This is a genomic window from Enterobacter sp. DSM 30060 (assembly GCF_013375955.1).
In the GTDB taxonomy this organism is placed as follows: Bacteria; Pseudomonadota; Gammaproteobacteria; order Enterobacterales; family Enterobacteriaceae; genus Enterobacter; species Enterobacter intestinihominis.
This window is the reverse complement of the sequence record NZ_CP056118.1, coordinates 812310-827256: the sequence shown is the minus strand read 5'-3', so window position 1 is coordinate 827256 and position 14947 is coordinate 812310. Positions and strand designations below refer to the sequence as shown.

Sequence of the window (14947 nt, the reverse complement as noted above, 5' to 3'; positions counted from 1 at the left end):
GTTATTTTCCTTTTGCATCGGATAGGGTGCTCAGCACCGCTTCGCGGCTTAACAACGCAGGCAGCACGTGGCCCTGAGATAATCCCGGTCCGTAGATCTGGTTAAACGGCACGGCGGCGCTGCCGCGCGTGGTTAAAAACTGGCTGATGGTATCTGAGGGACGACTCCAGTCGCCGCGCAGGGCGACAACGTCCGGGGCGGAGAGCGCATCCTGCACGTCGTCGCGCAGCAGCACGTTGTATTTATTGGCTTTACAGGTCACGCACCAGTCGGCGGTCACGTCGACGAACACCCGTTTGTTCTCCGCCAGCGCGCGGACAATGGCCTGCTCGCTGAGCGGCTGCCAGTGAATACGATCGCGGCGGGAGCCCTCGCCGCCGGAGCCGGAAACAAACGCGACTACCCCGGCCACCAGTACAGCTAATACCCCGGCGCGCAGTGCCGTTTGCCAGCGGTAGCGCCAGGCGGTGACCAGCAGCAGCGCAAGGATCAGTAGCACGCCCAGCGTAATGACCGGCAGGCTGCCAATGTGCACCGTCAGCAGGCTCAGCAGCCACAGCGATGAGCCGAGCATCATCATCCCCAGCACTACGCGTACAACGTTCATCCAGCGCCCCGGACGCGGCAACCGCTGGGCCAGCCCCGGCCAGGCCGCCACCAGCAGCCACGGCAGGCTCATGCCGATACCCATCGCCAGGAAGATCCCCCACAGCAGGGGAAGCGGTGCCGCCAGCGCGACCGAGGCCGCCGTCCCCAGGAACGGCGCGGTGCAGGGTGTCGCCAGCAGCGTGGCAAACGCGCCTTGCCAGAAATGACCCGCAAGCCCGTTGCCGCCGCGCGTGGCGAGGAAGGTGCTGGCGCCGGAAGGGAGACGGATTTCAAACAACCCCAGCAGGCTGGCGCTGAAGAGCACCATTACCAGCGCCATCGCGGCAATAAACCACGGGTTCTGGAACTGGATCCCCCAGCCGAGCGCCTGATTGCCTAAACGTAATACCGTCATCATCAGCGCCAGTGCGAGGAACGAGATCACGATCCCGGCTACCGATGCAAGAAACTGTCGGCGTACCTGACCGCGCGCCTGCCGTTCGGTTTGCATCAGCGTGCCCAGCTTCATGGCCAGCACGGGCAGTACGCAGGGCATGACGTTAAGGATCAGACCGCCAGCAAGCGCCATCAGCAGCACCCAGCCTAACGGGAGCGTCGGCGCGGCGTTCCCCGGCTGAATGCTCAGGCTGGACTCCTGCGCCTGCCCGCTATCGGCCAGAACCAGTGACAGGGTTTTGCCGCTGAGGTTGGGCGCGGCCTCGCCCCAGCTGTCCGTCACGGGCACGGTGGCAACCAGCGAATCACCGCGCATGGTGAGGGCCGGTTTGCCGAAATCAACATCATCCATACCGTCGATAAACAGCGACGGCTCCTGCCAGCCTGCGTCACGCTGCGCCGTTACGGTCAGCTTGCCGGGGGCATAGGTGGCGTTAAGCGTTGAGGTCAACCCGCCGCTGAGCGGAAGGGTGCCCATGGCCCGACTGAAATCGTAATCAAAACCGGCACCTGCGGATGCGGTCATGTTCAGTGAAAACGGGTAGTCGGTAAGAATACAGACGTTGCTACAGGTGGAGAGCGTCAGCACGCCGTTCAGGATCGTCGGGACGTCGCCCCGCAGAGTGAGGGGAAAGCTGACATCGCCGTGATAGCCCTGCGTGGTGATGCCCGCGACGTCGAAACGCTGCGGCACAGGCCAGCGCCAGATCGCCTCGACGGGCTGATGCCATTTAATCGCGGGTGCGACGCCGCCTTCGCCCGGCGAGCGCCAGTAGGTTTTCCAGCCTTTTTGCAGGGCGACGTCCAGCAGCAGGCGGGTTTCGCCAGTGCTTTCAGGTTGCGCACGCAGCCTGACGCTGGCGTGCTGATTATCGGCGGCGCGCAGCCAGCCGCTGTCGGCAGCCTGGCTGAGGGGCAGCCATAGCCAAAGCAGGCAGACCAGCAGTCGCCTGAATACAGTAAACATAAATTTTCTCCGTAAATGATGAATTAACCTGAAGTAACAGGCGAAGGCTCATTCACGGAAGACGCATAATCGCAGATGCACCCTTAACCGGGGCGGGGAGATAACGCGGGGAGGCCACTGCCGTTCGCGGCGCGGTGGACTGGCTGCCAGCAACGCAAGCAGCAGGGTGACGGCAATCAGGGCGCCTTCAAACAAAACAGGCGGGACCGACATCAGCGACTTGGCGCTTAGCTCACACGGGGTTACCGGTGCGTCGGCACTCTCCTGCCCCTGCTGAACAGACTGGCTCGTGGCGGTGACGTTCATGACAAGCGCGTGCATCCCGGCCATCCGCTGGGCGGTACATATCAGTACCACCAGGCAGGCCAGGGCTACAAGCAGGATAGCGTTGCGTTGTCGCTTAATCATGTTCGCCTCAAATATTCAGGATGCCTATATTATCGGGCGAACATATTTTGGCAACGCAAAAGCTGTAAAGAAGTGTCTGGAAGATAAGCAGTTTGCCCTCTCCGCTTGCAGAGAGGGCAAGCCATTACAGCGTTTCGCCGTTGCTGGCAATGACGGTTTTATACCACTCAAAGCTCTTCTTACGGGAGCGGGACATGTCACCGGTGCCGTCGTCGTGCTTGTTGACGTAGATAAAGCCGTAGCGCTTGCTGTACTGGCCGGTGGTGAAGGAGACGCAGTCGATGCAGCCCCACGGGGTGTAGCCCATCAGATCCACACCGTCCCAGGTCACCGCCTTCATCATCTCTTCCACATGGGCGCGCAGGTAGTCGATGCGGTAGTCATCGTTGATGCTGCCGTCCTCTTCCACCTTGTCGTAGGCGCCGAAACCATTTTCCACGATAAACAGCGGCTTCTGGTAGCGCTCGTACAGTTCACACAGTGAATAACGCAGGCCCACAGGGTCAATCTGCCAGCCCCAGTCGGACGCCTTGACGTGTGGGTTCGGCACGCTGCCCTCGAAGCCGGAAATGGCATCACCGGTGCCGCCTTCCGCTTTGACCGCGTTGGTCATGTAGTAGCTGAAACCTAAGTAATCGCAGGTGCCTTCACGCAGGATCTGCTCGTCGCCTGCTTCCATTTTGATGGAGAAGCCACGGCGTTCCCACTCGTTCAGCACGTAAGACGGGTAGTAGCCGCGCAGCTGTACGTCGGTAAAGACGTAGCGCTCGCGCATGGATTCCTGAGCGAACATCACATCTTCTGGCTTGCAGGAGTACGGATAGAGCGCCACCATCGCCAGCATGCAGCCGACTTTCATCTCCGGGTTAATGCGGCGGGCGGCTTTCACCGCCAACGCGCTGGCCACGAACTGGTGGTGCAGCACCTGGTACATGGTCTCTTCCGGGTTGTCGTGCTCGGTATAGACCACGCCAGAGCAGCAGTAGCCGAACAGCGGCGCACGCCAGTTGCGCTGGTTGTTGATTTCGTTGAAGGTCATCCAGTATTTGACCTTATTTTTGTAGCGCTCAAATACCACTTCCGAGAAGCGTACAAAGAAATCGACTACTTTACGGTTGGTCCATCCGCCGTATTCCTGAACGAGGTGCAGCGGCATTTCAAAGTGGGAGAGGGTGATCACCGGCTCGATGTTGTACTTCAGCAGTTCATCGAACATGTCGTCGTAAAACTTCAGCCCCTCTTCGTTTGGCTGAGTTTCGTCGCCTTTCGGGAAGATGCGCGTCCAGGCGATAGAGGTACGGAAACATTTGAAGCCCATCTCGGCAAACAGCTTGATGTCTTCTTTGTAATGGCCGTAAAAGTCGACGGCTTCGTGGTTCGGGTAATATTTGCCTTCAATCACTTCCTGCGTGATTTCACGCGGAACGCCGTGTGCGCCGCCGGTGAGCACGTCGCAAATGCTTGGCCCTTTGCCGCCTTTGTTCCAGCCGCCTTCAACCTGGTGCGCCGCCACCGCGCCGCCCCATAAAAAATCTTTCGGTAAAGTGAGTTTTTTCATCTTTGCTATTCTCAATTTAGGACTTATTGATTTCGAGTCTAGCAAAGCGGAAATAAATGTCACGATATAACATTTTGCGGAAATTGTAATTTGTCACATCAAAAAAACAGGATGTTTTATTCTGTTAATTTCTTCGCCAGTTTCCGGCCTAATGATTCCAGAATATAGATGACGGGGATTTGGGTGGTTATATCGTAAACGCCGCCTATGCGCGTTTGGGGGACATGCCAGGAGAGATTAAAGTCCGCCAGTTTCGCGAGACGAGAATGTTCGTGGCTGGTGACAGAGAGCACCTTGCAGCGATGCAGGCTGAACTGGCTGGCGAAGCGCAGGATTTCCTCGGTTTCTCCGGAGACGGAAAGTACAATGGCCAGTGCATTTTTAGCCATATCGTTAGTGACCGGGAAATAAGGATCGTCGATATGGTTGCTGAATTTCCCGATATTTGAAAAGAAACGTGCGCCATATTTTGCCAGCGATCCGGACGTGCCTGCGCCAACAAAAATAATTCGTTCAGATGATAAAATAATATCGACGGCTTTATCTAATAACGCATCGAACTCTTCGTTATTTACGCTTTTAAAGAAGCTGATAATTTCACTGGCACCAAAATTCGCCTGCTGCGGCTCGTTCTGCTCCAGATAGAGTTTAAAGCGCACCCGAAATTCCGAGTAGCCTTCGCAGTTGAGCTTTCGGCAGAAGCGCAGGATAGTAGTGGTAGAGACTCCCGCCGCATCCGCCAGCTCGCGGATGGTCATGTACATCACTTTGTCACGGTTCTTAATGACATAGTTGTAGACCATCATTTCCAGATTGTTGAGGCTGGCAATGGCGGAATGGCTGAACATACTCACAATGGCTAAACTCGCTGTCGGACACTATCCCTGAAGCATACCATGATGACGAAGGGTGAGAGACGGATTTATCTCCTTGATTACTCAGGTGTTAATGAAATTATTTACATCTGTGCGGTGGGTTTGGTTTGTATTTGTTTGATTTATAAAGATAAATTCTTATTGGGGATTTATTTTAGCTAACAGGTGTTCACTGGAATCATTCTCAGTTAGCATAGACTGGCGATGAATAATCATCTTTTGTTTTCCCGGAGTTAAGTATGGTGAGCAGACCATTAATCGCACAGGGATATTCGCTGGCTGAGGAAGTAGCCAACAGTATAAGCCATGGCATCGGCCTGGTGTTTGGGATTGTCGGCTTAGTATTGCTGTTGGTGCAGGCGGTAGATACCAACGCCAGCGCGATGGCCATTACCAGCTACAGCCTGTATGGCGGGAGTATGATCCTGCTTTTCCTTGCCTCAACGCTGTATCACGCTATTCCGCATCAACGGGCGAAGATATGGCTCAAGAAATTTGACCACTGCGCAATCTATCTTCTCATTGCAGGCACCTACACGCCATTTTTGCTGGTGGGGCTCAACTCACCGCTGTCGCGTGGCCTGATGATTGTGATCTGGAGCCTGGCGCTGCTGGGGATCCTGTTCAAGCTGACCATCGCGCACCGGTTCAAAGTGTTGTCGCTGGTCACCTATCTGACAATGGGCTGGCTGTCGCTGATTGTGGTGTATCAGTTAGCCATTAAGCTGGCGGTGGGAGGCGTGACGCTTCTGGCGGTGGGCGGAGTGATCTACTCGCTGGGCGTGATTTTCTACGTCTGCAAGCGTATCCCGTACAACCATGCCATCTGGCACGGCTTTGTGCTGGGCGGCAGCGTGTGCCACTTTCTGGCAATTTATCTGTATGTTGGTCAGGTGTAGTTTTTTTGTAAGGTGCGGTCTGATGCCCTCACCCCGACCCTCTCCCACAGGGCTGAGGGTTCCCCACAAATTAATGCGAGCACTGAGCAATCCCCTCGCCCCTCCGGGGAGAGGGTTAGGGTGAGGGGAACATACGGCGGTGGTGGTCATTCCGTTCACTTTATGTTCCTTGCTACTCTGTCACGACATGACCGGTGAACGTGCCAGGGTGGCTCAGTCGCCACCACCCTGGCGACCCGGGCTTCCGGCGGAAAATCGCCGCTTCGCGGTGCCTTCGGCTTATTCCTTCCGGCTTATCGGGGACGGGCGGAGGTAACATCCCTGTAAAGCCCGCCCTCTCGGCGCATCCCTGCGCCTCGCCCCGGCCTACAGGAAACGCCTCAGCGATTTACAGCCGGACCGAGGCATCGCTGAAAGCCCTCAGTTATTCTGAGGCAACGTTATCGCTTTTGCTTTCAAATTACTGGGGATCCCTCAGCCCACAGGGAGAGGGAGAATATCAACACCGGGCGATACAGCATCAATCTTCCAGTGAATACGGCAGCGGCTCAATGCTGAGCGTGTTTGCATCGTCCCGCACGCGGAACACGCTGTCGGGCTCCATATCATTATTCATGACAACCTGCACCAGCAGGCGGCCATCATCGAGCTGGACGGCGGCTAACACGGTGCCGGTACGGCGCCAGTTTTCGCCCATCTTCATCTCGAGATCTTCACCCGCTTCCGGCACACGGCTGGCGTGACCAGCCAGCGTCCACAGGGCACGTTTGTTCGCGCCGCGGAATTTCGCACGCGCCACCATTTCCTGTCCGGTGTAGCAGCCCTTCTTAAAGCTGATACCACCCAGCGCCTGGATGTTTGTCGCCTGCGGGATAAACTGCGCGCTGTTTGCCGCGTCAATCACCGGCAGGCCCGCTTCGATGTTCAGCGCCAGCCACTGCTGGCTGTTGTTGAGCTGTGCTTCACCGCGCAGGGCGTCAGTGACGCGTTCCGCCGTTGCTTCGTCGGTTACCAGCAGGAAGCGCTCCGCAGGGTGTTCGAACCACAGAATGGAGGTTTCTCCCTCGCTGATCAGCTGTTTTCCGGCATCCGGTAGCTCGGCAAACAGGTTTTTCAGTGCTGCACGCGCCTGGAAACCCGCTACCCCCAGCAGAACGTGTTCATCGTCCGGGGCGATGGTGACTTTAGAAAAGACCGCGTATTTTTTCAGCTCTTTAAGCTGGGCGTCACGCAGGCTGCGACGCTCAATGAAGGCGAATCCGTCCTGACGGCGGAACAGACGCAGGTTGCTCCACATTTTGCCTTTTGGATCGCAATGCGCGGCCAGCAGATGCTGGTGCTCAGTCAACTGCGCCACGTCCGCCGTGACCTGGCCTTGCAGGTATTTTTCGCTGTCTGCACCGGTCAGTGTCGCCAGTGCCCAGTCATCAAGAGTAATCAGCGTCAGCGGCAGACGCGCAGAGGCGGCGGGCTGGCGAGGAGAAAATGGTGTAAATGCCATAGTGATGTCCTGAATTGCTTAACGCTTTGATAATACCTAATGGTAAAAGAGACTGTATTCAATGCAAGCGCTTTCAGCAGGCCATTCGTGCCATTACGCGGTTATGCGTGGCGCTACGCAAAATAGTGTAATCCGCTGTCTTTATAAGGATTATTCAGGAAGCCTGCTCGAGGTTCGCAATATTCCAGTAAAGAAACGGTCAAAAACACGTTACACTAGCAGGTGTTCCCGGAGAGCAATAATGAATACCGAACGGGATACCGACTGTGCCAAACGTAATGCAGGAAACAGAACATGGATATTAACAACAAGGCCCGTATTCACTGGGCGTGCCGTCGCGGCATGCGTGAACTTGATATCTCCATCATGCCTTTCTTCGAGTATGAGTACGACAGCTTAAGCGATGACGATAAGCGCCTGTTTGTCCGTCTGCTTGAGTCCGACGATCCGGATTTATTCAACTGGCTGATGAATCACGGCAAGCCCGCCGACACCGAGTTGCAACGGATGGTGCAATTAATTCAAACACGGAATCAGGAACGTGGTCCTGTGGCAATCTGATCTTCGCGTCTCGTGGCGCTCACAGTGGATGTCCTTACTGCTCCACGGTCTGGTCGCGGCAATGGTGTTATTGGTGCCGTGGCCGCTAAGCTATACCCCTCTGTGGCTGCTTTTGCTGTCGTTTGTAGTGTTTGACAGCGTGCGCAGCCAGCGTCGAATCAACGCCCGTCAGGGTGAAATTAAGCTGCTGATGGATTCTCGCCTGCGCTGGCAGGGAAAAGAGTGGGAAATGATAGGGACGCCGTGGATGCTCAACACCGGGATGATGCTACGGCTGCGTCGGGTCGAGGACAATCGTCGCCAGCACCTGTGGCTGGCAGCTGACAGTATGGATCCTGCGGAGTGGCGAGATCTGCGCCGGTTGATCGTGCAACAGCCGACGCAGGAGTAAATCAGCTGAACTGCTCGGCCATCTCACCCAGAATCTGCTCGCACCAGCTCTGGAGGCGCTCGTCGCTAAGATCGTACTGGTTGGTTTCATCCAGCGCGAGCCCGACAAACAGCTGACCGTCGGCAATTATCGGTTTTTGACTGGTGAACTCATAGCCTTCCGTAGGCCAGTAGCCGATAAAGGTCGCGCCCTTTGGCGCCAGTTTGTCGTGCAGCATGCCGAGTGCGTCAAGGAACCACTCCCCGTAGCCCAGCTGGTCGCCCATGCCGTACATCGCAATGATTTTGCCTTCAAAATTGACTGAATCGAGCTGATCCCAGATGGCTTCCCAGTCTTCCTGAATCTCACCAAAGTCCCAGGTAGGGATACCCAGAATGAGCACATCGTACTGCTCCATCAAGGCAACCGCGTCATCTTTCAGGTTATGCAGCGTCACCAGTTCCGGGCCAATGATGTCACGAATTTTCTCCGCCGCCATTTCGGTGTAGCAGGTGCTGGAACCATAGAACAGACCAATATTCATCGCGTAACTATCTCAATTCTTGCTATGACTTTGCGCGTAGTGTACCAGAAACCGATGGCAATCAGGCATAATGGCCAGATTGCAGAACCAAAGGGGCTGATGTGGAAAAGGATCTCGCACTCATCGAACAGTTTCTCGACGCGCTGTGGCTGGAGAAAAACCTCGCTGAAAATACGCTCAGCGCCTATCGTCGGGATCTCACGCTGCTGGTCGAGTGGCTGGCACATCGTGGGCTGACGCTTGAAAGCGCGCAAAGCGATGACCTGCAAGGGTTACTGGCTGAGCGGATGGAAGGGGGGTACAAAGCCACCAGCTCCGCACGTCTGCTGAGCGCCATGCGCCGCCTGTTCCAGCACCTTTACCGCGAGAAGATCCGCGCGGATGATCCGAGCGCACTGCTGGCATCGCCTAAACTGCCTCAGCGGCTGCCAAAAGATCTCAGCGAAGCGCAAGTTGAGAGATTATTACAGTCGCCCGCAGTTGACCTTCCGCTGGAGTTACGCGATAAAGCCATGCTTGAACTATTGTATGCCACGGGCTTGCGCGTTTCTGAACTGGTGGGCCTGACGATGAGCGATATCAGCCTGCGTCAGGGCGTGGTGCGCGTTATCGGTAAAGGGAACAAAGAACGGCTGGTGCCGCTGGGTGAAGAGGCGGTCTACTGGCTGGAGACGTATCTGGAACACGGGCGTCCGTGGCTGCTGAACGGCGTCTCCATAGATGTATTATTCCCGAGCCAGCGCGCGCAGCAGATGACGCGACAAACGTTCTGGCATCGCATTAAACATTACGCCACACTGGCGGGTATTGACAGTGAGAAGCTGTCGCCGCACGTTTTGCGTCACGCCTTCGCGACGCATCTGTTAAACCACGGCGCGGATTTACGCGTGGTGCAGATGTTGCTTGGACACAGCGATCTTTCAACGACGCAAATATACACCCATGTCGCGACGGAACGCCTGCGGCAGCTACACCAACAGCACCACCCTCGCGCGTGAGTGCCGACGAATTGTTACAGGATCATATATGAAAAAGTCTTTAGCGCTGTTCACCCTGCTGGCAGCTTCGGTTTCCGGTTTTGCCCATGCGGATGATGCCGCCATTAAACAGTCTCTGACGAAACTCGGCGTCGCCAGCAGCGAGATCCAACCAGCGCCGGTGGCTGGCATGAAAACGGTGCTGACCAACAGCGGCGTGCTGTACGTGACCGAAGACGGAAAGCACATCATTCAGGGGCCAATGTACGACGTGAGCGGTGCGCAGCCGGTGAACGTCACCAACCAGCTACTGATGAAAAACCTGAATGCGCTCGAAAAAGAGATGATTGTCTACAAAGCGGCGCAGGAAAAGCACGTCATTACCGTCTTCACCGACATCACCTGCGGCTACTGCCACAAGCTGCATGAAGAGATGAAAGACTACAACGCGCTGGGCATTACCGTGCGTTACCTGGCCTTCCCACGCGCTGGCGTGCAGAGTCAGCCTGAGCAGGATATGAAAGCGATCTGGTGTGCGAAAGACCGCAACAAGGCCTTTGATGACGCGATGAACGGCAAAGGCGTGAAGCCCGCCTCCTGCGATATCGACATCGCTAACCACTACGCGCTGGGCGTACAGTTTGGCGTGAGCGGTACGCCAGCCATTGTGCTGAGCAACGGCTATGTGGTGCCGGGCTACCAGGGTCCAAAAGAGATGAAAGCGTTCCTCGACGAACACCAGAAACAGACGGGTGGTAAATAATTCGCGTGAAAGCCCCGATAAAACTGCGCCGCCGCGATGCGGTTGAAACCGCGGATTTACCAGATACGCTTCCGCTGCTGTTAAAGCGGTTGTACGCCAGCCGTGGCGTGCGTACGGCAAGCGATCTTGAGCGCAGCGTTAAAGGCATGCTGCCCTGGCAAGCGCTGAGTGGCATCGAAAAAGCGACTGAAATGCTCTACGACGCGTTCCGTGACGGGACGCGGATTGTCGTGGTGGGCGATTTCGATGCCGACGGCGCAACCAGTACCGCGCTGAGCGTACTCAGCCTGCGTGCGCTGGGCTGCGATAACGTGGCTTACCTGGTGCCGAACCGGTTTGAAGACGGCTACGGCCTCAGCCCGGAAGTGGTCGATCAGGCCCATGCCCGTGGTGCACAGATGATCATGACCGTGGATAACGGGATCTCTTCTCATGCGGGGGTCGATCATGCCCATGCGCTGGGGATCCCGGTACTGGTCACCGATCACCACCTGCCAGGAGAAACCCTGCCAGACGCCGAAGCCATCATTAACCCGAACCTGCGCGACTGCGATTTCCCGTCGAAATCGCTGGCCGGAGTAGGGGTGGCGTTTTATCTGATGCTGGCGTTACGCACGTTGCTGCGTGATAAGGGCTGGTTCGAATCGCGCGGGATTGCCGTGCCGAATCTTGCGGAGTATCTCGATCTGGTGGCGCTGGGAACCGTGGCGGACGTGGTGCCGCTCGATACCAATAACCGTATTCTCACCTGGCAGGGCTTGAGCCGCATTCGGGCGGGCAAATGCCGTCCGGGGATCAAGGCGCTGCTGGAAATTGCCAACCGCGATCCGCTGAAGCTTGCGGCAAGCGATTTGGGTTTTGCCCTCGGCCCGCGCCTGAACGCGGCGGGGCGGCTGGACGATATGTCGGTTGGCGTTGCGCTGCTCCTGTGCGACAACATCGGCGAAGCGCGCGTGCTGGCCAGTGAGCTGGACGCACTCAACCAGACCCGTAAAGAGATTGAGCAGGGGATGCAGGCCGAAGCGCTGACCCTGTGCGAAAAGCTGGAGCGCAGCGGTGACACCCTGCCGGGCGGGCTGGCGATGTATCACCCCGAATGGCACCAGGGCGTGGTGGGCATTCTGGCGTCGCGTATTAAAGAGCGTTTCCACCGCCCGGTGATCGCGTTCGCCCCCGCCGGGGACGGCACGCTGAAAGGCTCCGGTCGTTCCATTCAGGGGCTGCATATGCGCGATGCGCTGGAGCGTCTCGACACGCTTCATCCGAACCTGATGATTAAGTTCGGCGGTCACGCGATGGCGGCAGGCCTGTCGCTGGAAGAGGCGAAGTTCGAGGAGTTCCAGCGTCTGTTTGGCGAACTGGTCACCGAGTGGATCGATCCGTCTCTGTTGCAGGGTGAAGTGGTTTCTGACGGCGAGCTTTCTCCGGCTGAAATGACCATGGAGGTGGCGCAGATGCTGCGCGATGCCGGCCCGTGGGGGCAGATGTTCCCGGAGCCGCTTTTCGACGGACGTTTTCGTTTGCTGCAACAGCGCATCGTGGGCGAACGCCATCTCAAAGTGATGGTGGAACCGGTCGGCGGCGGGCCGCTGCTCGACGGCATCGCCTTTAACGTTGATACCTCCATCTGGCCGGACAACGGCGTGCGCGAGGCTGAGCTGGCCTATAAGCTGGATATTAACGAGTTCCGCGGTAACCGCACCCTTCAGATCATCATCGACAATATCTGGCCAATTTAGCGTCAGTAATCTCTATAAAAAAGGGCGTGGATTCGGTACAATCCCGCTCTTATCACCGCATTTTGACAAGCTCATAAAAGAAAACAGACCATGTTTGAAATTAATCCGGTAAAAAACCGCATTCAGGACCTCACGGAGCGCTCTGACGTTCTTAGGGGGTATCTTTGACTACGATGCCAAGAAAGAGCGTCTCGAAGAAGTAAACGCCGAGCTGGAACAGCCGGACGTCTGGAACGAACCTGAACGCGCGCAGGCGCTGGGTAAAGAACGTTCCTCCCTCGAAGCCATCGTAGATACGCTGGATCAAATGGCGCAGGGTCTGGAAGATGTTTCTGGGCTGCTGGAGCTGGCTGTCGAAGCCGACGACGAAGAAACCTTTAACGAAGCCGTGGCAGAGCTCGACGTGCTGGAAGAGAAGCTGGCGCAGCTGGAATTCCGTCGCATGTTCTCCGGCGAATACGACAGCGCTGACTGCTATCTCGATATTCAGGCAGGCTCTGGCGGTACCGAAGCGCAGGACTGGGCCAGCATGCTGATGCGCATGTACCTGCGCTGGGCTGAAGCGCGCGGTTTCAAAACCGAGATTATCGAAGAGTCCGAAGGTGAAGTGGCGGGTATCAAGTCCGTCACCATTAAGATTATTGGCGATTACGCCTACGGTTGGCTGCGTACTGAAACCGGCGTTCACCGCCTGGTGCGTAAGAGCCCGTTCGATTCCGGTGGCCGTCGCCACACCTCCTTCAGCTCCGCGTTTGTCTACCCGGAAGTGGATGAAGATATCGATATCGACATCAACCCGGCGGACCTGCGTATTGACGTTTACCGCGCATCCGGCGCGGGCGGTCAGCACGTTAACCGTACGGAATCTGCGGTGCGTATTACCCACATTCCAACCGGGCTGGTAACACAGTGCCAGAACGACCGTTCCCAGCATAAGAACAAAGACCAGGCCATGAAGCAGATGAAAGCGAAGCTTTATGAGCTGGAGATGCAGAAGAAAAATGCTGAGAAGCAGGCGATGGAAGACAACAAGTCCGACATCGGCTGGGGCAGCCAGATCCGTTCTTACGTCCTTGATGACTCCCGCATCAAAGACCTGCGTACCGGGGTTGAAACCCGTAACACGCAGGCGGTGCTGGACGGCAGCCTGGATCAATTTATCGAAGCAAGTTTGAAAGCAGGGTTATGAGGAACCAACATGTCTGAACAACAATCACAGGGCGCTGACGCGGTAGTCGATCTTAATAACGAACTGAAAACCCGCCGCGAGAAGCTGGCAGCGCTGCGCGAGCAGGGCGTGCCGTTCCCGAACGATTTTCGTCGTGACCACACCTCAGACCAACTGCACGCAGACTTCGACGGTAAAGAGAACGAAGAGCTTGAAGCGCTGAACGTTGAAGTGTCCGTGGCGGGCCGCATGATGACCCGTCGTATCATGGGTAAAGCCTCCTTCGTGACCTTACAGGACGTTGGCGGCCGCATTCAGCTGTATGTCTCTCGTGACGACCTGCCGGAAGGCATCTACAACGAGCAGTTCAAGAAGTGGGACCTGGGCGACATCCTGGGCGCAAAAGGTAAACTGTTCAAAACCAAGACCGGTGAACTGTCTATCCACTGTACCGAACTGCGTCTGCTGACCAAAGCCCTGCGCCCGCTGCCGGACAAGTTCCACGGTTTGCAGGATCAGGAAGCGCGCTATCGTCAGCGCTACCTGGATCTCATCTCTAATGATGAATCCCGTAAGACCTTCAAAATTCGCTCCCAGATCATGGCCGGTATTCGCCAGTTCATGGTTAACCGCGACTTTATGGAAGTAGAAACCCCGATGATGCAGGTGATCCCAGGCGGTGCCTCTGCCCGTCCGTTCATCACCCATCACAACGCCCTGGACCTGGACATGTACCTGCGTATCGCGCCGGAACTGTACCTGAAGCGTCTGGTGGTCGGTGGTTTCGACCGCGTGTTCGAGATCAACCGTAACTTCCGTAACGAAGGCATCTCCGTACGTCATAACCCAGAGTTCACCATGATGGAACTTTATATGGCGTATGCGGATTACAAAGATCTGATCGAGCTGACCGAATCCCTGTTCCGTACCCTGGCGCAGGATATTCTGGGCACCACGCAGGTCCCTTACGGTGAAGAAGTGTTCGACTTCGGCAAGCCGTTCGAAAAACTGACCATGCGCGAAGCGATCAAGAAATACCGTCCGGAAACCAATATGGCGGATCTGGATAACTTCGACTCTGCGAAAGCGATCGCTGAAAGCATCGGTATTAAGGTTGAGAAGAGCTGGGGTCTGGGCCGTATCGTGACCGAGATCTTCGAAGAAGTGGCCGAAGCGCACCTGATTCAGCCGACCTTCATCACCGAATACCCGGCGGAAGTGTCTCCGCTGGCGCGTCGTAATGACGAGAACCCGGAAATCACTGACCGCTTCGAATTCTTCATCGGTGGCCGCGAAATCGGTAACGGTTTTAGCGAGCTGAACGATGCAGAAGATCAGGCGCAGCGTTTCCAGGATCAGGTTAACGCGAAAGCGGCAGGCGACGACGAAGCGATGTTCTTCGACGAAGACTACGTAACCGCGCTGGAACACGGCCTGCCGCCGACGGCTGGCCTGGGTATTGGTATCGACCGTATGGTGATGCTGTTTACCAACAGCCACACCATCCGCGACGTGATCCTGTTCCCGGCGATGCGTCCGGTGAAATAAGCCGTTAAGTCGTAAAAAAAGCCCC

General features: G+C 56.5%; 14 protein-coding genes. 8 read left to right on the top strand and 6 right to left on the bottom strand.

The annotated features are described in order from the left end of the window. Position 1: 1 nt before the first annotated feature. The 4 genes from HWQ15_RS03885 to HWQ15_RS03870 form a co-directional block, all read right to left on the bottom strand. Positions 2-2011 (bottom strand): protein-disulfide reductase DsbD, encoded by a 2010-nt coding sequence (locus HWQ15_RS03885; RefSeq protein ID WP_063148683.1) that lies wholly within the window; start codon positions 2009-2011, stop codon positions 2-4. A gap of 48 nt (positions 2012-2059) precedes the next feature. Then, positions 2060-2419 (bottom strand): hypothetical protein, encoded by a 360-nt coding sequence (locus tag HWQ15_RS03880; RefSeq protein ID WP_022649310.1) that lies wholly within the window; start codon positions 2417-2419, stop codon positions 2060-2062. A 124-nt stretch (positions 2420-2543) separates the two neighbouring features. Further along, entirely contained in the window at positions 2544-3977 is a 1434-nt protein-coding gene (bglA, locus tag HWQ15_RS03875) for a 6-phospho-beta-glucosidase BglA (RefSeq protein WP_022649309.1), read from the bottom strand. A 116-nt stretch (positions 3978-4093) separates the two neighbouring features. Next, positions 4094-4825, bottom strand: a complete 732-nt coding sequence (locus HWQ15_RS03870; RefSeq protein WP_022649308.1) for a MurR/RpiR family transcriptional regulator — start codon at positions 4823-4825, stop codon at positions 4094-4096. Between the two features lie 266 nt (positions 4826-5091). On the opposite strand from HWQ15_RS03870, the gene HWQ15_RS03865 reads away from it, so the two are divergent. Next, entirely contained in the window at positions 5092-5751 is a 660-nt protein-coding gene (locus HWQ15_RS03865) for a hemolysin III family protein (RefSeq protein WP_022649307.1), read from the top strand. A gap of 520 nt (positions 5752-6271) precedes the next feature. Here the strand turns inward: HWQ15_RS03865 and ygfZ are convergent. Continuing rightward, entirely contained in the window at positions 6272-7252 is a 981-nt protein-coding gene (ygfZ, locus tag HWQ15_RS03860; protein ID WP_032626101.1) for a tRNA-modifying protein YgfZ, read from the bottom strand. A gap of 294 nt (positions 7253-7546) precedes the next feature. Between ygfZ and sdhE the strand changes: the two genes are divergently transcribed. Both sdhE and HWQ15_RS03850 read left to right on the top strand, forming a co-directional pair. After that, positions 7547-7813 carry an FAD assembly factor SdhE gene (sdhE, locus tag HWQ15_RS03855; RefSeq protein ID WP_003863437.1) on the top strand — a complete coding sequence of 89 codons (267 nt, stop codon included), beginning with the start codon at positions 7547-7549 and terminating at the stop codon, positions 7811-7813. Further along, positions 7794-8204: a protein YgfX gene (locus HWQ15_RS03850; RefSeq protein WP_022649305.1), complete on the top strand. Its 411-nt coding sequence runs from the start codon at positions 7794-7796 to the stop codon at positions 8202-8204. The genes sdhE and HWQ15_RS03850 overlap by 20 nt, the downstream gene beginning before the upstream one ends. Position 8205: 1 nt before the next feature. Here the strand turns inward: HWQ15_RS03850 and fldB are convergent, their stop codons facing one another. Next, a complete protein-coding gene (gene fldB / locus HWQ15_RS03845) occupies positions 8206-8727 on the bottom strand; it encodes a flavodoxin FldB (protein ID WP_015571793.1) in 522 nt (173 codons plus the stop codon). Positions 8728-8828: 101 nt separating this feature from the next. Here fldB and xerD point away from each other — a divergent pair, with 101 nt between their 5' ends. From xerD to lysS, 5 genes are all read left to right on the top strand, one after another. Then, positions 8829-9725 (top strand): site-specific tyrosine recombinase XerD, encoded by an 897-nt coding sequence (xerD, locus tag HWQ15_RS03840; protein WP_003863442.1) that lies wholly within the window; start codon positions 8829-8831, stop codon positions 9723-9725. 28 nt (positions 9726-9753) lie between these two features. Further along, the gene (gene dsbC / locus HWQ15_RS03835; RefSeq protein ID WP_022649304.1) at positions 9754-10467 is read left to right on the top strand and encodes a bifunctional protein-disulfide isomerase/oxidoreductase DsbC; all 714 of its coding nucleotides are present in this window, start codon (positions 9754-9756) and stop codon (positions 10465-10467) included. Positions 10468-10472: 5 nt separating this feature from the next. Continuing rightward, positions 10473-12206 (top strand): single-stranded-DNA-specific exonuclease RecJ, encoded by a 1734-nt coding sequence (gene recJ / locus HWQ15_RS03830; protein WP_063148682.1) that lies wholly within the window; start codon positions 10473-10475, stop codon positions 12204-12206. Positions 12207-12296: 90 nt separating this feature from the next. After that, a protein-coding gene (prfB, locus tag HWQ15_RS03825; protein ID WP_096147815.1) for a peptide chain release factor 2 occupies positions 12297-13395 on the top strand; the annotation gives its coding sequence in 2 pieces (ribosomal slippage) (positions 12297-12371 and positions 12373-13395; 1098 coding nt in all). A 9-nt stretch (positions 13396-13404) separates the two neighbouring features. Beyond that, the gene (gene lysS / locus HWQ15_RS03820) at positions 13405-14922 is read left to right on the top strand and encodes a lysine--tRNA ligase (protein ID WP_022649302.1); all 1518 of its coding nucleotides are present in this window, start codon (positions 13405-13407) and stop codon (positions 14920-14922) included. The last annotated feature ends 25 nt before the right edge of the window (positions 14923-14947 follow it).